This window comes from Cupriavidus sp. 2KB_3, from assembly GCF_052115685.1.
Classification (GTDB): Bacteria; Pseudomonadota; Gammaproteobacteria; order Burkholderiales; family Burkholderiaceae; genus Cupriavidus; species Cupriavidus campinensis.
Window position 1 is genome coordinate 1 of the sequence record NZ_JBFRHD010000001.1, and the last position, 19,487, is coordinate 19,487.

General features: G+C 65.9%; 17 protein-coding genes. 9 read left to right on the forward strand and 8 right to left on the reverse strand.

Going from position 1 to position 19,487, the window contains the following annotated elements; all coding sequences use genetic code 11:
* A partial coding sequence (locus AB4120_RS00005; protein WP_441592170.1) for an IS3 family transposase occupies window positions 1-115 on the forward strand: 115 nt, incomplete at its 5' end.
* An 85-nt stretch (window positions 116-200) separates the two neighbouring features.
* Here AB4120_RS00005 and AB4120_RS00010 read toward each other — a convergent pair.
* From AB4120_RS00010 to ppc, 7 genes are all read right to left on the reverse strand, one after another.
* Entirely contained in the window at window positions 201-773 is a 573-nt protein-coding gene (locus AB4120_RS00010; protein ID WP_441641659.1) for a hypothetical protein, read from the reverse strand.
* 21 nt (window positions 774-794) lie between these two features.
* Window positions 795-1,361 carry a hypothetical protein gene (locus AB4120_RS00015; protein ID WP_441641660.1) on the reverse strand — a complete coding sequence of 189 codons (567 nt, stop codon included), beginning with the start codon at window positions 1,359-1,361 and terminating at the stop codon, window positions 795-797.
* A complete protein-coding gene (locus AB4120_RS00020; RefSeq protein ID WP_441641661.1) occupies window positions 1,342-2,595 on the reverse strand; it encodes a PAAR domain-containing protein in 1,254 nt (417 codons plus the stop codon). The genes AB4120_RS00015 and AB4120_RS00020 overlap by 20 nt, the downstream gene beginning before the upstream one ends.
* Before the next feature lie 182 nt (window positions 2,596-2,777).
* Entirely contained in the window at window positions 2,778-4,499 is a 1,722-nt protein-coding gene (locus AB4120_RS00025) for a TRAP transporter large permease (RefSeq protein ID WP_441641662.1), read from the reverse strand.
* A gap of 12 nt (window positions 4,500-4,511) precedes the next feature.
* Window positions 4,512-5,111 carry a TRAP transporter small permease subunit gene (locus AB4120_RS00030; RefSeq protein ID WP_144197967.1) on the reverse strand — a complete coding sequence of 200 codons (600 nt, stop codon included), beginning with the start codon at window positions 5,109-5,111 and terminating at the stop codon, window positions 4,512-4,514.
* 266 nt (window positions 5,112-5,377) lie between these two features.
* On the reverse strand, window positions 5,378-6,793 hold the full coding sequence (argH, locus tag AB4120_RS00035) for an argininosuccinate lyase (RefSeq protein ID WP_441641663.1): 1,416 nt from the start codon (window positions 6,791-6,793) through the stop codon (window positions 5,378-5,380).
* A 127-nt stretch (window positions 6,794-6,920) separates the two neighbouring features.
* Window positions 6,921-9,950, reverse strand: coding sequence for a phosphoenolpyruvate carboxylase (ppc, locus tag AB4120_RS00040; protein WP_441641664.1), 3,030 nt, complete (start codon window positions 9,948-9,950; stop codon window positions 6,921-6,923).
* 133 nt (window positions 9,951-10,083) lie between these two features.
* On the opposite strand from ppc, the gene hemC reads away from it, so the two are divergent.
* The 3 genes from hemC to AB4120_RS00055 are packed head-to-tail and all read left to right on the forward strand — an operon-like array spanning window position 10,084 to window position 14,409.
* Window positions 10,084-11,079, forward strand: coding sequence for a hydroxymethylbilane synthase (hemC, locus tag AB4120_RS00045; RefSeq protein ID WP_441641665.1), 996 nt, complete (start codon window positions 10,084-10,086; stop codon window positions 11,077-11,079).
* Window positions 11,080-11,089: 10 nt separating this feature from the next.
* Window positions 11,090-13,216, forward strand: coding sequence for a fused uroporphyrinogen-III synthase HemD/membrane protein HemX (gene hemDX / locus AB4120_RS00050; protein ID WP_441641666.1), 2,127 nt, complete (start codon window positions 11,090-11,092; stop codon window positions 13,214-13,216).
* A gap of 2 nt (window positions 13,217-13,218) precedes the next feature.
* Window positions 13,219-14,409 (forward strand): heme biosynthesis protein HemY, encoded by a 1,191-nt coding sequence (locus tag AB4120_RS00055; protein ID WP_144197972.1) that lies wholly within the window; start codon window positions 13,219-13,221, stop codon window positions 14,407-14,409.
* A 46-nt stretch (window positions 14,410-14,455) separates the two neighbouring features.
* Here the strand turns inward: AB4120_RS00055 and AB4120_RS00060 are convergent, their stop codons facing one another.
* A complete protein-coding gene (locus AB4120_RS00060) occupies window positions 14,456-16,036 on the reverse strand; it encodes a cryptochrome/photolyase family protein (protein ID WP_441641667.1) in 1,581 nt (526 codons plus the stop codon).
* 63 nt (window positions 16,037-16,099) lie between these two features.
* On the opposite strand from AB4120_RS00060, the gene AB4120_RS00065 reads away from it, so the two are divergent.
* The 5 genes from AB4120_RS00065 (at window position 16,100) to AB4120_RS00085 (ending at window position 19,455) form a co-directional block, all read left to right on the forward strand.
* On the forward strand, window positions 16,100-16,807 hold the full coding sequence (locus tag AB4120_RS00065) for a pseudouridine synthase (protein ID WP_441641788.1): 708 nt from the start codon (window positions 16,100-16,102) through the stop codon (window positions 16,805-16,807).
* Between the two features lie 91 nt (window positions 16,808-16,898).
* Entirely contained in the window at window positions 16,899-17,471 is a 573-nt protein-coding gene (locus AB4120_RS00070; protein ID WP_092290645.1) for a YqgE/AlgH family protein, read from the forward strand.
* A complete protein-coding gene (ruvX, locus tag AB4120_RS00075) occupies window positions 17,464-17,901 on the forward strand; it encodes a Holliday junction resolvase RuvX (RefSeq protein ID WP_441641668.1) in 438 nt (145 codons plus the stop codon). The genes AB4120_RS00070 and ruvX overlap by 8 nt, the downstream gene beginning before the upstream one ends.
* Window positions 17,898-18,422 (forward strand): bifunctional pyr operon transcriptional regulator/uracil phosphoribosyltransferase PyrR, encoded by a 525-nt coding sequence (gene pyrR / locus AB4120_RS00080; RefSeq protein ID WP_149135368.1) that lies wholly within the window; start codon window positions 17,898-17,900, stop codon window positions 18,420-18,422. Before ruvX ends, pyrR begins: the two co-directional genes overlap by 4 nt.
* 61 nt (window positions 18,423-18,483) lie before the next feature.
* The gene (locus AB4120_RS00085; protein WP_092290639.1) at window positions 18,484-19,455 is read left to right on the forward strand and encodes an aspartate carbamoyltransferase catalytic subunit; all 972 of its coding nucleotides are present in this window, start codon (window positions 18,484-18,486) and stop codon (window positions 19,453-19,455) included.
* Window positions 19,456-19,487 lie beyond the last annotated feature (32 nt).

The following is a 19,487-nucleotide window of genomic DNA, read 5'->3' on the forward strand; positions in this document are numbered from 1 at the left end:
GCAACTGCAGGATGGACTGCGCCAATACATTCACTACTACAATCATGACCGCATCAAGCTCAAACTAAAAGGGCTGAGTCCCGTGCAATACAGGACTCAGCCCTTTCCGGCCTAGCCATCAACCGTCCAACTTCTGGGGGTCAGTTCAGATTGCGAGGCGTTTTTTTGTTGGCGTCCGTATCACTTCACTTCTTGTGGGTTCATTGCGGCGCAGGGCAGCTCTTGATGGCGGCTTGAAACGCCTTGTCGTAGTCCACGTAGGTTTCGGGGTCGTAGGGTTCGATAGACAAGGTAAAGCCCTGAGTCTTGCCGTAATAGCTGAGAGATTGACGGACTCCCACCCCCCATGACCGGCCAGCATGTTCGGCTACCAGATCGAATATGTGAGCACTCAAGTCGCTGTAATCATCAAGTCCAGAGTAGAGATAGCGCAGATTCTCATACCAGTGGGGAACGCTCGTAATGGCCGCCAGCGCCTCCTTGGCGGGTTGTTGGTCCGCCGTCTTTAGGTATCCGTCCCAAATGTCGAATTCCTCGGTGCGCTCCAAATCGGAGAATGGGACTGGCAAGGACTCGCGGCTGATCAGTCGGGTGTGTTCGCAATCAAATACCCAGCGGCCAGTCTTCACATAATCGTCGGCATAGATTATTACGCCATTCCCAAAATCCGTCTTGTAGACGCTCATCATATCTTTCAATTCGTAGTAACCTGCGATCAATAAAACGGCTGCTGCAATCCATAAGAGCTTGCTTCGGTAGAAATTCAATGTCATAAAGCGTCGCTTTATGTGGATTCATTGTGGCGCAGGGCAGCTTTTGATGGCGGCTTGAAACGCCTTGTCGTAGTCCACGTAGGTTTCGGGGTCGTAGGGTTCGATAGACAAGGTAAAGCCCTGAGTCTTGCCGTAATAGCTGAGAGATTGGCGGACTCTCACCCCCCATGACCGGCCAGCATGTTCGGCTATCAGATGGAATCTGTGGGCGCTCAAGCCGCTGTTATCGTTAAGTCCAGAATAGAGATAGCGCAGATCCTTGTACCAGCGGGGAACGCTCGTAATCGCCGCCAGGGCCTCCTTGGCGGGTTGTTCATCCGCTTTCTTTAAGTATCCGTCCCAGATGTTGAATTCTTCGGTGCGCTCCAACTCGTCGAATGGGACTGGCAAGGGCTCGCGGCTGACCAGTCTAGAGTACTCGCAGTCAAAAACCCAGCGGCCAGTGTTTACATAATCGTCGGCATAGATTATTACGCCATTCCCAAAATCCGTCTTGTAGACGCTCATCATATCTTTCAGTCCGTTGTAACCTGCGATCAATAAAACGGCTGCAGCAATCCAGAAGATCTTACTTCGGAAGAAACTCAAATTGACCTCCTGGTACGCCAAAGGGTGTCTCGCCAGAGCCTACCGGGTAAGTTGCGCCACTGAGCTGATAGGTGAACTTGTGTCTGTCGTAGAACTCTTCCCGCTCCTCATTCAGCCCGACCCATGTCTTGCACCACGCTTCCGCGGGCACTGCGTTACCGCTGATCCCGCAAAGCTTTCCTAACTGGCGTTCTTCGAACGTCCCCCAGGTATTCTTGTAATCCGACCTGCGAATATACGCGCGCACTTTTATCCGCAAATGGTTAGCCAGCAACTGCGCCAGGCTTTCATTCGTTTGCGGAAAGAATTGGACCCCTTCCTCGATCGGGTAATCCGGGCGATTGCCCATGCCGGTGCGACAGGCATAGCTATCGATCCGTGCCGAGGGGGAAAATGCCAACGGTGAAATTCGGGTGTAACTCAGCACGTCGAGGGACATTGGAAGGTCCCTGCCGAGCTGGTAACCGAACGCGATGCGTTGCGGCACGCCATGACTGAACAAGGACAGGCGCTCGATTGGTGACTGCTTCCGGTCCTTGCCATGGTTCAGATATTGAATCAGCGCATCGGCGCTTGTTACTCGAACTAGAGCCGCCCCATAGGCCTCGGAAGATTTCCCCGCCGCGGCGAGCATGGCGGAGCTATACGCCGGCGTGAATAACACTAGCGTCCGCATCAATGCCGGCTTGTGGCGCTTGAATTCCGCCAGTTCCCGCACGGCCTGACCGATGAACATCATCTTGTTCCCCGATCCCTTGTCGTGCTGGCTCCCGGCGACCGCGATCAATTCGGGCGTCGATGAAGCGGCGATATTCCCGGGGCGCATCAACAATGCCCCCGCCATTGCGGCACGCTGCTCCAGATGCGGATCGGCCAATAGCGCGGCCATCAGCGATCGATTCACCAACCCACCCGGGTGCACGGCGCCCATCTTGGCAAAGTCGACGACGACATAGCTTGCCGCACCCCCCGAAAGGAAGCCTCCAGCCGTATCGAAGCTGCCGGAGGTGATGGTCCCGCCGTGAGTGGTCGGACTGCCCGAATAGGCCAACGGCATATTGCCGACGGTGATAGACGGAAAGCCCGCGGTCAGCACTGCACCGCAGGCGCAGGTGTCGCCAACGCGCGCGGCGCCGAAATGATTGACGTTGGTATCGGCGGATGCGGACTTTATGGCTGAAGTGCCATGCATGGGGCAGTTGTGCATATCGCCAAGTCGGGCGACAGGGAGCATGCATGTTTCCTCGTTGGCAGTTCGACGGAGAGCATCGACACTACCGAATCCACGCATGCCAACTATTGCTTTTGCTCAACTTGCTCCGCACCAAAAACAAAACCCCACACTCCGGAAAGTGTGGGGTTCGTCAGTGCGCCGCGACCTCGTGAAGGCGAGGCACACGCGTCAGCTGCGCACCGCTACTTTTTCTTCTCGAACTCGAACTGCGGCGCGGCCGGTTCGCTGTCCTGCGACGGTGCTGGCAACTCCAACTGCCCACTGCCCGAGGCACCCGGCGCTGGTGCCCCCGGGGCCGGGGAGGCCGGTGCCGATGGCGCCGCAGGCTGGCGGGATTCCAGGTCGATACTCAGGTCACGCGTGATGCTGCGGTCCTGCTGGACCACCTTGCCGGTGCTGACCAGCCCCGGGAACACGATGATCAGCGCCACCATGACCAGCTGGATCACGACGAATGGCACCGCGCCCCAGTAGATGTCCGTGGTCTTGACCTCGCGCGGCGCCACCGAGCGCAGGTAGAACAGCGAGAAGCCGAACGGCGGGTGCATGAACGAGGTCTGCATGTTCACTGCCAGCAGCACGCCGAACCAGATCAGGTCGATGCCGAGCTTGTCCGCCACCGGGCCCACCAGCGGCACCAGGATGAACGCCAGCTCGAAGAAGTCCAGGAAGAACGCCAGCAGGAAGAACAGCACGTTCACCGCGATTAGGAAGCCGGTCTGGCCGCCCGGCAGCGCCGTCAGCAGGTGTTCCACCCAGAGGTGGCCGTCCACGCCATAGAACGTCAGCGAGAACACCCGGGCACCAATCAGGATGAAGATCACGAAGGCCGACAGCTTCAGCGTGGACTCCATCGCCTGCTTGGTCAGGCTCAGGTTCAGCCGTCCCTTGATCAGCGCCAGCACCAGCGCGCCGAGCGCGCCCATGCCGCCGCCCTCGGTGGGGGTGGCAATGCCGAGGAAGATCGTGCCGAGCACCAGGAAGATCAGCGCGAGGGGCGGAATCAGCACAAACGTGACCTTTTCCGCCATATGCGACATCAGCTTCAGCTTCAGCGCCTTGTTGATCACCGCCACCACGAAGGCGAACAGGATGGCCGCGCCCACCGAGAGCACGAGGCGCTCGTCGAGCGGCGCCTCCGGCTTGTAGAGCTTGTCGACGGCCACACCCACGATGATGGACAGCCCGGTCAGCACCAGGACCGAGCGGGAGCCGGTCGCGCCGCTTTCCTCACGGAAGGTGCGCGCCTCGATCGGCAGCGCCGGCGCGGCGGCCGGGCGGATCAGCGTCACCAGCAGCACGTAGAGCATGTACAGGCCGGTCAGTACCAGGCCGGGCACGAACGCGCCCTTGTACATGTCGCCCACCGAGCGGCCGAGCTGGTCGGCCAGCACGATCAGCACCAGCGACGGCGGGATGATCTGCGCCAGCGTGCCGGACGCCGCGATCACGCCCGAGGCCAGCCGCTTGTCGTACTTGTACTTCAGCATCAGCGGCAGCGAGATCAGCCCCATCGAGATCACCGACGCCGCCACCACGCCCGTGGTGGCCGCCAGCAGCGCCCCAACGAAGATCACCGCGTAGGCCAGCCCGCCCCGGATCGGCCCGAACAGCTGGCCGATGGTATCGAGCAGGTCTTCGGCCATGCCTGACCGCTCCAGAATCAGCCCCATGAAGGTGAAGAACGGGATGGCGAGCAGGGTGTCGTTCTCGATGATCCCGAACAGCCGGCTCGGCAGCGCCTGGAGCAGCGAGGGCGGCAGCATGCCCAGCTCGATGCCGACGAACGCGAACAGCAGCCCGTTGGCAGCCAGCGCGAAGGCAATCGGGAACCCGGACAGCAGGAATACGACCAGACTGGCGAACATGATCGGCGCCATGTTCGCGGCAAGGAAATGCGTCATCGTGGCGACCTCTTATTGTTTTTCCGACCGGCCGGTCGATGCGGCCTGCGCGATGGCGGCGATTTCCTCCGCCGGATCGGTCGCATGCTTGCGGAACGCGGAGAACGGCAGCAGGCCCTTCAGGTAGGCGATGCGCTTGATCAGCTCGGAAATCCCTTGCAGGATCATCAGGAAGAAGCCTGCCACGATCAGGAACTTGGCCGGCCAGCGGATCAGGCCGCCGGCGTTGCCAGACATCTCGTGCCCGGCATACGACAGCCAGAAGTACGGAATCGCCAGCCAGAGGATGATGCAGCAGATGGGCAGCAGGAAGAACAGCACGCCGAAGATGTCGATCCAGACCTGCTTGCGCTCGGACAGGTGGCCCGCCACCACGTCGATGCGCACGTGCTCGTCGCGACGCAGGGTGTAGGGCGCCCCGAGCAGGAAGACCCCCGCGAACAGGTACCACTGCATTTCGAGCCAGGCGTTGGAACTGACACTGAAGCTGTAGCGAATGATGGCGTTCCCGGCGCAGATCAGCACTGCGACCAGGATCAGCCATTTCGCCCACTGCCCGATGAAATCGTTCACGGCATCGATAAGCCGCGAGATTTTCATGAGGAAAGACATGTGATCGTCCTAATGGGTACTAAGGGGGCTACTAACGGGGATACGGGGGTGGCGCGTTAGTCTACGTCCTTCGATGCACGGCTTCGCTAGGGTGAATCCCCAGTTCGTCACATTTTTGCCGCGATTTGAGGCAGGGCGCATTGCGCGAATCCCCAAAATGGTGTGCGCGGGGCCTGCGGGAGGGAGAAAGCGGGGGAGGGCGAGGGTTGGGGCGGCAGGACAGCCGCCCCGGTGCTACGAACTTCTTCAGGTCCGGGGCGGACCGATCAGCCTTGCAGCGCAGCGCGGGCGGCCTTGATGGCAGCGCGCACCTGGGCCGGCGCCGTGCCGCCGATGTGATCGCGGGCGGCCACGGAGCCTTCCAGCGTCAGCACGGCGTGTACGTCGTCGCCGATCAGGCTGGACTTGTCGCCCAGGCCCGAGACCTCGCGCAGCTCGGCCACGGTGAGGTCGGCCAGGTCGCAGCGGCGGTCGTCGCAGGCGCGCACGGCGTGGGCCACGGCCTCGTGGGCGTCGCGGAACGGCAGGCCGCGCTTGACCAGGTAGTCGGCCAGGTCGGTGGCCGTGGCGTAGCCCTGCAGCGCGGCGGCGCGCATGGCCTCCGGCTTCACGGTGATGCCCGGCACCATGTCGGCAAAGATGCGCAGGGTGTCCACCACGGTGTCCACCGTGTCGAACAGCGGTTCCTTGTCTTCCTGGTTGTCCTTGTTGTACGCCAGCGGCTGGCCTTTCATCAGCGTCAGCAGGCCGATCAGGTGGCCATTCACGCGGCCGGTCTTGCCACGGGCGAGTTCGGGCACGTCCGGGTTCTTCTTCTGCGGCATGATCGAGCTGCCCGTGCAGAAGCGGTCGGCAATGTCGATGAAGCCGACGCGCGGGCTCATCCACAGCACCAGTTCTTCGGAAAAACGCGAGACGTGCGTCATCACCAGCGCGGCGGCGGCGCAGAATTCGATGGCGAAGTCGCGATCGGACACGGCATCGAGCGAATTGCGGCAAACGCCGTCGAAACCGAGCTGGGACGCCACGAATTCGCGGTCGATCGGGTAGCTCGTGCCGGCCAGCGCGGCGGCGCCCAGCGGCAGGCGGTTGACGCGTTTTCGGCAATCGGCCATGCGCTCGGTGTCGCGCGTGAACATTTCCACATAGGCCAGCAGATGGTGGCCGAAGGTGACCGGCTGGGCCACCTGGAGGTGGGTGAAGCCGGGCAGGATGGTGTCGGCGTTCTGTTCGGCCAGGTCCAGCAGCGCGCCGCGCAGGGCGCCCAGCAGGCCGATGATGTTGTCGATCTCGCTGCGCAGCCACAGGCGGATATCGGTGGCCACCTGGTCATTGCGCGAGCGGCCCGTGTGCAGGCGCTTGCCGGCGTCGCCGACCAGCGCGGTCAGGCGGGCTTCGATATTCAGGTGGACGTCCTCGAGGTCGAGCTTCCACTCGAACGCGCCGGACTCGATCTCGCCACGGATCTGCGTCATGCCGCGCTCGATCTCGGCGCGGTCAGCCTCGGCGATGATGCCTTGCTTGGCCAGCATGGCCGCATGGGCCAGCGACCCCGCGATGTCGAACAGCGCCAGGCGCTTGTCGAAGAAGACCGATGCGGTGTAGCGCTTCACCAGGTCGGACATCGGTTCGGAGAAGCGGGCGGACCAGGCTTCGCCTTTCTTGGCAAGTTGGGAGGTCATGGCAGGTGGGGCAGGCGGAAAATCGGAAACCGCGATTATATCGCCTTGATGCGGGCGAAACCGGCAGTCGGTACCTCCCCCTGCCCGGAAGGCACGGGGAGGCAACCGGCGGATACGTCACATTCGGTCAGCCGCTGTTGCGCAGCCCGGCCGCCACGCCGTTGATGGTCAGGTGGATGCCGCGCCGCACGCGCACGTCGTCGCCGTCCTTGCCGGCCCGGTAGCGCTTGAGCAGTTCCACCTGCAAGTGGTTCAGCGGGTCCAGGTAGGCAAAGCGGTTCTTGATCGAGCGCGCCAGCAGCGGGTTGTCGGCCAGCCGTTCGTGGCGGCCGGTGATCAGCGCGAGCATGTCGCTGGTCAGGTGCCACTCGGCGCTGATGCGCGCGAACACGCTCTTGCGCAGGGCGGCGTCCTCGCACAGCTGCGCGTAGCGGGAGGCCACGGCGAGGTCGGTCTTGGCCAGCACCATGTCCATGTTCGAGAGCAGCGTCGAGAAGAACGGCCAGCTCTTGACCATGCGGCGCAGCGTGGCCACCGTGGCCTTGCGCGATTTCTCGTCCGGCGCCTCGTCCACCAGCGCCTTGACCGCGCTGCCGAAACCGAACCAGCCCGGCAGCAGCAGCCGGCACTGGCCCCAGGAGAAGCCCCAGGGAATCGCGCGGAGATCCTCGATCTTGCGGTTCTTCTTGTCCATCAGCTTGCGCGAGGCCGGCCGCGAACCGAGGTTCAGGTCGGCGATCTCGGTGATCGGCGTGGTGGCGAAGAAGTAGTCCTTGAAGCCCGGGGTCTCGTAGACCAGGTCGCGGTAGGCGGTGAAGGCGCGGTCGGACAGCTGCTGCATCACGCCCTCGAACGACTCCAGGTCCTTCGGCGCGTTCTGCGTGGGCAGCAGCGAGGCCTCCAGCGTGGCCGCCACCACGGTTTCCAGGTTGCGCCGGCCGATTTCGGCATTGGCGAACTTGCTGTTGATGATCTCGCCCTGCTCGGTCAGCCGGATCTGGCCGTTCACGGTGCCGGGCGGCTGCGACAGGATGGCCTGGTAGGTCGGCCCGCCCCCGCGCCCCACGGTGCCGCCGCGGCCATGGAACAGCCGCAGCTTCACGCGGCGGGCCTCGAACAGCTTCACCAGCGCCAGTTCGGCCTTGTACAGCTCCCAGTTCGAGGTCAGGAAGCCGCCGTCCTTGTTCGAATCCGAATAGCCAAGCATCACCTCCTGCTCCACGCCATGGTGGGCGATGACCGAGTCGAAGCCAGGCAGGTCCAGCAGCGACTGCATGATGCCGGCCGCGTTGCGCAAGTCCTCGATGGTTTCGAACAGCGGGATGACCATCAACTCCATGCGCGCCGGATCGGTCTTGCTGCCGAGCGTGCCGCGCAGCATGCCGGACTCCTTCTGGAGCAGCATGACCTCGATCAGGTCAGACAGCGTTTCGGTATGCGAAATGATGTAGTTGCGGGCCACGCGCTTGCCGTAGCGGGCGCGCAGGTCGCGCGCCATGGCGAAGATCGCCAGCTCGCTGCGCGTCTGCTCGGAATACTCGTGCCACGGCATGGTCAGCAGGCGCGGCTGGCGCAGCTCGGCCAGCAGCAGTTCGAGCTTGCGGGCCTCGGGCAGCGCGGCATAGTCGCGCTCCACGCCGGCGGCGGCGAACAGCTCGGCGATCACGGCCTCGTGGACGTCGGACACCTGGCGCATGTCCACCGAGGCCAGGTGGAAGCCGAAGATGGCGATGGCGCGCTGGAGTGCGTCGATGCGCGCCTGGGCCAGCGCCACGCCGTGGTGGGTGCGCAGGGAATCCATCACGACCTGCACATCGGCGGCGAATGCCTCGGCGTTGTCGTACGGCGCCACGTCCGCCACCGGGTGGCGCTGGGCCTCGTGGCCGGTGAGCTTCTGCGAGGTGGCGGCCAGCCGTGCGTACATGCCGATCAGTGCGCGGCGGTACGGCTCGTCGGAACGGTGGTCGGAATGGTCCGGCGAGGCATCGGCCAGCGCGATCAGCTCGGGGCTGACATCCACCATCAGCGACGACATCGACAACTCCGCGCCCAGCGCGTGCAGTTCGTCGAGATACCACCCCATGATCAGCTGCGATTGCTCGCGCGCGGCGTGTTGAAGCGTCTCTGCCGTCACATTCGGATTGCCGTCACGGTCGCCGCCAATCCACGAGCCCATCTGCAGGAACGGGGCGAGCGGTGCCGGCGCGGTGCCGGCCTTGCCCTTCTTGCTGGTCGGGAACACGGCGGCGATGTCTTCCTCCATCTCGGCCATCAGGCGCGGAATGCCGTGCAGGAAGGTGGTGCGGTAATAGGAGAGGGCGTTCTCGATCTCGTCCACCACCATCAGGCGGTTGTTGCGCAGCATGCGGGTCTGCCAGAGCGTGGTCACGCGGGCGCGCAGTTGCGCCGTGTTGTGGTCGCGCTCGCGGGCGGTCATCGGCAGGTCGCGCTCGGCCAGCAGGCGGGCGATTTCGCGTTCGGCGTCGAGAATACTCTTGCGCTGCACCTCGGTCGGGTGGGCCGTCAGCACGGGCACGATCAGCGCTTCGTCGAGGAACTTGCGCAGTTGCTTGCCGGTGACGCCGGCGGCGTCGATGGCCTCCAGCGCGCGGGCCAGGCTGCCCGGCTGCGGCGGCGAGCCGGCCAGCGCGTGCACGCGGCGGCGGCGGTTGTGGTGCTGGTCCTCGGCGATATTGGCCAGGTGCGAGAAATAGCTGAACGCGCGTACCACCTGGTTGGTCTGGTCGCGCGACAGCCGCTTGAGCAGGCGGTCCAGTTCGGCGCCGGCGGCGCGGTCGTTCTCGCGGCGGAAGCGCACGGCGGTCTGGCGAATCGTCTCAACCAGATCGAACGCGGCCTCGCCCTCCTGCTCGCGCACGCAGTCGCCCAGCAGGCGGCCCAGGAAGCGGATGTCCTCGCGCAGCGGCAGGTCCTTGTCGGCGGTACGGCGCGCGGGCGAGGCCGCGGCGGCGATGGCCGCATCGGCGACCGTCGCGCCATTGGCGGCCACCACGGCCAGCTTGGCACGGGCGGCGCGCGGCTTCGCTGGGGCGGCGGAAGTGGCTTTCGCTTCACGCGGAACGGGGTTTGACTTGGTGGACTTGCGGGCAGGGGTGGTACGGGTGCGGCCCGATGGGCGCGCGACGGGCTGGGTCATGCAGTCATCTCCTCTGTCTTTTATAGGGTGCCGGTCGCCTTGGAGGCGCCCTGGTCATGTCCGATGCACAGCGAAGCGATTTCTGGCGCATTCCGGGGCCTGAGGCCGCCGGGGTGCGTGCTAACATGCGCGCATGCAAGCACCTGCGTCTCCGTCTTCTTCGTCCGCTGTCGTATCCCGCAGCATGCCGCACAAGCTCGTGATCGCCTCGCGCGAAAGCCGGCTGGCGATGTGGCAGGCTGAACATGTACGTGCTGCGTTGCAACAATACTATCCCTCGTGCGATGTGTCCATTCTCGGCATGACGACAAGGGGTGATCAAATTCTCGACAAGTCCCTGTCCAAGGTAGGCGGCAAGGGGCTCTTCGTGAAGGAACTGGAGGTGGCGATGGCCGAGGGCCGCGCCGACCTTGCCGTGCATTCTCTCAAGGATGTGCCGATGGAGCTGCCCGCCGGCTTCGCGCTCACCGCCGTGATGGAACGCGAAGATCCGCGCGACGCGCTGGTCTCGTCGCAGTTCGCCTCGCTGGACGTGATGCCGCCCGGCACTGTGGTCGGCACGTCGAGCCTGCGCCGCGAAGCCGCCCTGCGCACCCGCTATCCCCATCTGGTCATCAAGCCGCTGCGCGGCAACCTCGACACCCGCCTGCGCAAGCTGGACGCCGGTGAATTCGGCGCGATCATCCTGGCTGCGGCCGGGCTGAAGCGGCTGGGCCTGGGCGAGCGTATCCGCGCGCTGATCGAGCCGGAGACATCGCTGCCGGCGGCCGGACAGGGCGCGCTGGGCATCGAGATCCGCTCCGATCGCCCTGAACTGGCCGCGTGGCTGGCGCCGCTGAACCATACCCCGACGCTGCTGGCGGTGTCGGCCGAGCGCGCCGTCTCGCGCCGGCTGGGCGGCAGCTGCCAGGTGCCGCTGGGCGCCCATGCCCGCTGGCGTGGCGATGCCCTGCAACTCGACGCCTTCGTGGCCCTGCCGGACGGCAGCCGCGACGTGCGTGCCCACGCAGCCCTCGCGGTGGACACCCTGGACGCAGCCGAGCAACTCGGCGCGGCGGTGGCCGGCGACCTGCTCGCGCGCGGCGCCGACAACGTGCTGGCGGCGCTTGCTGCGGCGGGTCCGACCTGAGGCGCGCGCGATGCCCCGCCCGACCGTCGTAGTTACGCGACCTGCCGGGCAGTCCCGGCAACTGACCGAGGCGCTCCAGTCCGCCGGACTGGACGTGCTCGGCTTCCCCCTGCTCGCCATCGGCCCGCCTGCCGACGACGCCGCGCTGCGTACGGCGCTGGCCCGGCTCGCCGACTATGCGCTGGTAGTCTTCGTCAGCCCCAATGCGGTGTCGTTCGCGCTCGATGCGCTGGCGCATGTGCAGAACGCGCCGGCGTTGCCGCAATGGCCGGCCGAGGTGCCGGTGGCCGTGGTGGGGCCGTCGAGCGTGGCCGCGCTGGCCGAACGCGGTATTGCGGCGCCCGCCTATCGCGTGGTCGCCCCGGCCGGGGCGCATGGCAACGCCGAAATCCACAACGAACCGGCGCGCTTCGATTCCGAGGCGCTCTGGTCCGAACTCGACACCACACCCGGCGCGTTCTCGGGCCAGCGCGTGCTGATCGTGCGGGGGAACGGCGGGCGCGACTGGCTCGGCGACCGCCTGCGCGATGCCGGCGCCACCGTCGATGCCGTGGAGGCTTACAGCCGCACGCTGCCGGAACCCACGGCCATGCAATGGCAGGCCGTGCGCGACAACGTGAAACTGGGCGCGCCACCCTGCGCGTGGCTGTTGACCAGTTCCGAAGCTGTGCGCAACCTCGATGCGCTGTCCCGGTTGCATCTGTCGCCGCAGGAACACGAGCGTCTGAAGCAGATGCAGTGCATTGCGCCGCATGCGAGAATTGCCGCGCAGGCGAACGCGCTGGGCTTCGCCCATGTGCTACCCGCCGCGCCCGGCGACGCCGGCCTGCTGGCCGCCTGCACGCAGTGGGCCGATGCCCACGCGGGGCCGGCGGAGGCGCTGGCCCGCCCAGAGACATCCGACACCCCGGTGGTGGCCGTCGCCCCGACGCCAGCCCCGCGCGCGCCGGTTCCAGATTCCCCGTCCACGAAGGTTGATCGCGTGACGCCAGACACTACGTCCTCCTCCTCTTCAGCCTCCGCAGCCGCCGCGGCATCGGCCCCGCCGCCACATGTCGCGCCGCCCGCGGGCGCTGCCGCCCATGCTTCCGCTGCCCCTGCTGCCCCTGCTCCCTTCAGCGCACCGCGCCGCATGAACCCGTGGTGGATCGTCGCCGCCGTGATCGTGTTGGCCACTGCGGCGGGCTTCTGGTGGCTGCAACTGCGCGTGGAACACCTGACCCAGGAACTGGCGCGGCGCCAGCAGAACAACGACGCGCTGGTGCAGGAGACCCGGGTGCTGTCGCGCAACGCGCAGGAAACGGTCAAGGAACTCCAGGCCAAGGTCGGCGCGCTGGACGGCCAGGTGGTCGAGACCCGCGACAAGCAGGTGGCGCTCGAACAGGTCTACCAGGACCTGATGCGCAACCGTGACGACTGGGAGATCGCCGAGATCCAGCAGTTGCTGACCAACGCCGGCCAGCAGCTTCAGCTCAGCGGCAACGTGCAGGTGGCGCTGGCTGCGCTGCAAAGTGCCGACGCCCGGCTCGCGCGGGCCGACAAGCCGCAGTACAACCAGCTGCGCCGGGCCCTCGCGCGCGACATCGCCCGGATGAAGGCTGTGCCGGATACCGACCTGACCGGCGCCGCGATCAAGCTTGATGAATCGATTAACCAGATCGACGTGCTGCCCCTGCTGTCCGGCGAGCGCATGCTCGATCGTACGCCGGGCGAGAGTGGCAAGCCGGCCAGTGCAGCGCAAGCATCACAAAATGCCCAGCCGGCGCCCGAGGCCGGCAATGCCTTCACCCGCCTCTGGCACTACGTGCTGGCCGAGATGGGGCAGGTGATCCGCATCCGCAAGGTGGACGACGCCAACGCGCTGCTGCTCTCCGGTGACCAGGGCTGGTTCCTGCGCGAGAACGTGAAGCTGCGGCTGCTCAACGCGCGGCTGGCGCTGCTGTCGCGCAACGAGCCGGTGTTCCGCAATGACCTCGCCGCCGCCCAGGCGCTGATTTCAAGATATTTCGATACCCGCTCGCGCCGCGTGCAGGGCGTGCTGACCCTGCTCAAGCAGGCGCAGGCCAGCGCCGTGTCGGTGTCGCTGCCGACCATGGCCGAGAGCCTTGGCGCGCTGCGTGCCCTGAAGAAGGAGTAGCCATGCGACTTCTGTTCTGGGTAGCGGTCCTGTTCGCCGGCGCCGTCGGGCTGGCGCTGTTCACGCAGTTCAACCACAGCAACGTGGTGCTCTTCTACCCGCCGTACCGGGTGGAAATGTCGTTGAATCTCACGCTGGCGCTGCTGTTGCTGCTGTTCTTCGTGGTGTGGACGATCCTGACCACGTTCCGCCACCTCTCCGAAATGCCGCGCCGCGCCGCCGCCTACCGCGAACGCAGCCGCATGAGCAAGGCGCAGGCCGCGCTGCGCGAGTCGATCGAAAACCTGTTTGCCGGACGTTTCGCCCGGGCCGAGCGCGCCGCGCGCGACGCCCAGGCCTGGCCGGAACAGGCGCAGACCGCCGCCCTGGTGGGCGCGCGGGCCGCGCACCGGATGCAGGAATCGGAACGCCGCGACGCGTGGATGGCGCAGGTCACGGACCCCGAGCGCGCCCAGGCGCGGCTGGTTTCCATGGCCGAATTGCTGGTCGACGCCCGCGACGCCGAGGGCGCGCTGGAAACCATCGCCCAATTGCAGTCACAGGGTGGGCGGCAGATCCACGTGCAACGGATTGCGCTGCGTGCGCACCAGCATCTGAAGAACTGGACGGAGGTGCTGCGGCTGGCGCGCTCGCTGGAGAAGCGCAACGCGCTGCACCCAGTGCTGGCACTGCGGCTCAAGCAGCTTGCCGTGGAGGCGATGCTCGACGAGCGCCGCCATGACGCGGAAGGGCTGTACCACTTCTGGCGCTCGCTGTCGCCCGATGAGCGGCACGCGGTGCGCATCGCCGAGCCGGCGGCGCGTTACTTTTCGGCGCTGGGCCGCCAGAACGAGGCGCGACGCATTGTCGAGGAAGCGCTCCGGGTCAACTGGGACAGCCGCCTCGTGCAGCGCTACGCCGAATGCGCCGAGCGCGGCAAGGCCCTGCCGCAGATCCAGCAGGCCGAGAAATGGCTGACCGAACATCCGGTCGATGCGGATTTGTACTACACGCTGGGCGTGCTGTGCCTGGGCGAGCAGCTCTGGGGCAAGGCCCAGTCGAACTTCGAGCGCGCGCTGAAGTACGCCGACCCCGAATCGCAACGCCGCCTGCGCGTGCGCACCCACCTGGCGCTGGCCCGGCTGTTCGAGGAAACCGAACGCCCCGAGGATGCCCAACGGCATTATCGGGAAAGTGCGATGTTGGCGGCCTGAGCCGCCAACCCACCCAGTTCTCTCGCCGGTCTCTCTCAGTTCTCTCTCAGTTCTCTTCTTCGGCCAGCTTTGCCCGGGCGGCCGCTTTCGCCTTCGGCGTCTTGACCAACGCGTAGCGCGCCAGCGTCTCTTGCCGGGCGATGTCGTGGTGCACGATCGGCCTCGGATAATTCTCACCCAGCTTCACGCCCGCCGCCGCCAGCACATCGTCTGGCGCGGTCCACGGCGCGTGGAGGTACTTGTCCGGCAGTCTGGCCAGTTCCGGCAGGTACTTGCGGATGAACTTCCCGTCCGGATCGAACTTTTCCGATTGCGTGACCGGGTTGAAGATGCGGAAGTAGGGCTGTGCATCGCAGCCCGTGGAGGCCGCCCACTGCCAGCCGCCGTTGTTGGCCGCGAAGTCGAAATCGTTGAGCTGGTCGGCGAAATACTGCTCGCCGCGCCGCCAGTCCACACCCAGATCCTTGACCAGGAAGCTTGCCGTCACCATCCGCAGCCGGTTGTGCATATAGCCGCTCTGGCGGATCTGGCGCATCGCCGCGTCCACCAGCGGATAGCCGGTGGCGGCGTCGCACCATGCCTGGAAGCAGCGCTCGCCGGTCTGTGGGGCGACCCAGCGCAGGCCGTCGTACTCGGGGTGGAACGACTTGCCTTCGGCCACGCGCGGGTGGTGATGCAGGATCATGAAATAGAAGTCGCGCCAGATCAGTTCCGAGAGCCATACCGCCGCCCCGGCGCTGGCGGCGCCGCCGCGCAGCACGGTTTCGTGGGCGGCGCGGGCGAGGGTGCGGATCGAGATCGTACCGAAGCGCAGGTGCACGGACAGGTAGCTCGGCCCGCGCAGTGCCGGGAAGTCGCGGCGTTGGCCGTAGTCGCCGATCCGGTCCAGGAATTCGTCGAACAGCGCATGGGCGCCGTCCGAGCCGGTCGGCATGGCGATCTCGGCGAGGTTGCTGGGCGCGAAGCCCAGGTCGGCCAGCGTGGGCAGGTCCCGACGATACTCGCCCGGTACCGGCGCCAGCGCGCGACGGTACTTATCCACAGGATAGGGGCGCAGGTCGAACGGCTGCACCGTGCGCAGCCACGCGTTCTTGTAGGGCGTGAACACGGCGAATGGCGCGCCCTGGCCGTTCAGGACCTCGTCGGCCTCGAAGATGACCTGGTCCTTGAAGGTGAACAGGAGGCGGGCGTCGGCGGCCAGCGCGTCGCGCACGGCGGCATCGCGGGCGTTGGCGGACGGTTCGTAGTCGTGGTTGGCGAACACCGCCTCGGCTTCCAGGGCGGCCGCGAGTTGCGGGATCGCCTCGCGCGCCATGGCATCGAGCACGATCAGACCGCCGCCCCATTGGCTCAACGCCGCGTGCAGCGGGGCCAGCGAGCGCAGGATGAAGTCGACGCGCCGGTCCGCCTGGAGGCCCCGTTCCAGCAGGGAATCGAGGATCTCGCGGTCGAAGACAAACACGCACCATACCTGCCGGCAGTGCTTAAGGGCATAATGCAGCGCCGCGTGGTCGTCGGCGCGCAGGTCGCGCCGGAACCAGACCAGGCCGCGTTCGAAGCGTTGGTCGATACGATACGGCGCGCGGCCGGCGGCATCTGCTGATTGGGGCTGGGACGATCTTGGCATCGTCGTACCCTAACATATGGATACCCCGGCATCACATCCGCATTTCAGAGCATTCCCATGGCCATGACACTCGATCGAATTCTGCAATCCCAAGGCTTCGGCACGCGCCGTTATTGTGGCGACCTCGTGGCCGCCGGGCTGGTCGAGGTCAACGGCGAGCTATGCGAAGACCCCGGCGCACGCTTCGAGGTGGATGGCCTGCAGCTGACCGTGGACGGCGAGTCGTGGCTGGCCTGCACCAAGGCCTACCTGATGCTCCACAAGCCCCCCGGCTATGAGTGCTCGCAGCGGCCGCGCCACCACGAGAGCGTCTACAACCTGCTGCCGGTGCCGCTGCGCCAACGCGAAGTGCAGGCCGTAGGCCGGCTCGATCACGACACCACGGGCCTGCTGTTGCTGACGGACGACGGCCAGTTCATCCACGCCCAGACCTCGCCCAAGCGCAAGGTGCCGAAGATCTACGAGGTGACCACGGCCGAGCCGGTGACCGAGGCGCAGGCCGAGGCGCTGCGCACAGGCGTGAAACTCGACGACGAACCGGCCCCGATCGCCGCTGAAGGGTGCGAGATCACCGGCGAACGCAGCCTGCGGCTGACCCTGATCCAGGGCAAGTACCATCAGGTGAAACGCATGGTGGCCGCCGCCGGCAACCACGTGAGCGGGCTGCACCGGAGTGCCATCGGCCGCCTGCAGCTCGACCCGGCGCTGGCGCCGGGCGAGTGGCGCTGGCTCACGGCGGAAGACCTTGCCGCGCTGAAGCCGGCCGACTGACGGGCCATCTCGACGAACCTCCGGTGACGGATGCTGCGCAGGCCGGCAGAAAGATTCGGGCCGACCGGCAGCGATTTGATAAAATGCAGCCATGGCGACGCCCGAAGCTCCAATCAATCTCACGAATCAGTTCCTGATTGCCATGCCCGGCATGGCCGACCCGACTTTTTCGGGTTCCGTGGTCTACCTTTGCGAGCACAACGAACGCGGCGCGCTCGGCCTGGTCATCAACCGGCCGATCGACATCGACATGGCCACGCTGTTCGACAAGATCGATCTCAAGCTCGAAATCCAGCCCGTGGCCCATCAGCCGGTCTACTTCGGCGGCCCGGTGCAGACCGAGCGTGGCTTCGTGCTGCACGATCCGGTGGGTGTCTATGTGTCGTCGCTGGCGGTGCCGGGCGGGCTTGAGATGACCACCTCCAAGGATGTGCTCGAAGCCGTGGCCAACGGCAGCGGGCCGCACCGCTTCCTGCTCACGCTGGGTTATGCCGGCTGGGGCGCCGGGCAACTCGAGGAAGAACTGAGCCGCAATGGCTGGCTGACCGTCCAGGCCGATCCCGAGATCATTTTCAGTGTGCCGCCCGAAGAGCGGTTCGCCGCCGCAGTGCGCCTGCTGGGCATAGATTTCACGATGCTCTCGGGCGAGGCGGGGCATGCCTGACCAGGTTGGGCGCGCGTCGCCCCCGGACGGCACCGTCCTCGCCTTCGACTATGGCGAGAAAAAAATCGGCGTGGCGCTTGGCAATTTCATCACCCGGCAGGCTCGCGCGCTGACCATTCTTCCCAATGTGACCGTGGAAGGCCGCTTCGAGGCCGTGAGCGCGCTGGTGCGCGACTGGACGCCAGTGCAGTTCGTGGTGGGCATGCCGGTCAACCCCGAAGCCGGCCCCGACGACGCCGAACAGGCCTCCATGCGGCTTGCACGCCGCTTTGGCAACCAGTTGAACGGGCGCTTCGACCTGCCGGTGGCTTTCGTGGACGAGCGCTACAGCTCCCGCGCGGCCGCCATGGCCGGGGCGAAGCGCGGCGCGCTGGACGCCGAGGCCGCCCGCATCATCCTGCAACAGTATTTCGACGAGCTTCCGCTATGACCCAGACCTCCACTCCCGACGCCGAGGCGCTCTACCAAGCGCTGCGCGACCAGGCCCAGGCGCTGATGCCGGCGGCCGAGCGCGCCAAGTGGTCCGTGGCCGGCATCTACTCCGGCGGCGCGTGGATTGCCGAGCGCCTGGCGGCGGACCTGAAGCTCGGCAGCCACGGCGTGATCAACGTGGCCTTCCACCGCGACGACTACGCCAAGAAGGGCCTGCACAGCCAGGCCCAGCCGACCACGCTGCCCTTCGACGTGCAGGACCGCAACATCCTGCTGATTGACGACGTGCTGGCCACCGGCCGTACCATTCGCGCCGCCGTGAACGAATTGTTCGACTACGGCCGCCCGGGGCGTGTGGCGCTGGCGGTGCTGGCCGACCGTGGCGGCCGCAACCTGCCGATTGCCGCCGACTTTGCCGCGGCCACCATCGAACTGCCCCAAGACAAGACCCTGGTGCTGTCCCGCCAGGGCGAGGGCGCCGCCACGCGCTTCGCCTTCGCCACCGAAGCCCGTGCCTGACCGGCCCCGACCCGATACTCCGCAAGCCACCCAGACCGACCCTGCCCGCGCCCGACCTGCCATGACCAAGATGTTCCGCAACCCGCAGCTGACCAAGAATGGCGAGCTGAAGCACCTGTTGTCGATCGAGGGGCTGTCGCGTGACATGATCACGCACATCCTCGACACCGCCAGCCAGTTCGTCTCGCTTTCCGACTCGGACCGCGATGTGAAGAAGGTGCCGCTGCTGCGCGGCAAGAGCGTGTTCAACCTGTTCTTCGAGAACTCCACGCGTACGCGCACCACGTTCGAGATTGCCGCTAAGCGGCTTTCCGCCGACGTGCTGAACCTGAACATCAACGCGTCATCCACCAGCAAGGGCGAATCGCTGCTGGACACGATCAACAACCTCTCTGCGATGTCCGCCGACATGTTCGTCGTGCGCCACGCCAGCTCGGGCGCGCCGTACCTGATCGCCGAGCATGTGGCGCCGCACGTCCACGTGATCAACGCCGGCGACGGCCGCCACGCACACCCGACGCAGGGTTTGCTGGACATGTACACGATTCGTCACTTCAAGAAGGATTTCACCAACCTGACGGTGGCGATCATCGGCGACATCCTGCACTCGCGGGTGGCGCGCTCGGACATCCACGCGCTGACCACGCTCGGGGTGCCGGAAGTGCGCGCGATCGGGCCGCGCACGCTGCTGCCGTCCGGGCTGGAGCAGATGGGCGTGCGCGTCTTCCACAATATGGAAGAGGGCCTGAAGGGCGTGGACGTGGTGATCATGCTGCGCCTGCAGAACGAGCGGATGAGCGGCGCGCTGCTGCCGTCCGCGCAGGAATACTTCAAGGCGTACGGGCTGACGCCGGAGCGGCTGGCGCTGGCCAAGCCCGATGCCATCGTCATGCACCCGGGGCCGATGAACCGAGGCGTGGAGATTGACTCCGCCGTGGCCGATGGCTCGCAATCGGTGATCCTGAACCAGGTGACCTTCGGCATCGCCGTGCGCATGGCCGTCATGGGCATCGTGGCCGGCAACAATGATTGAGTCAGGCTCCCCCGAACAACCGAACGCCAAGC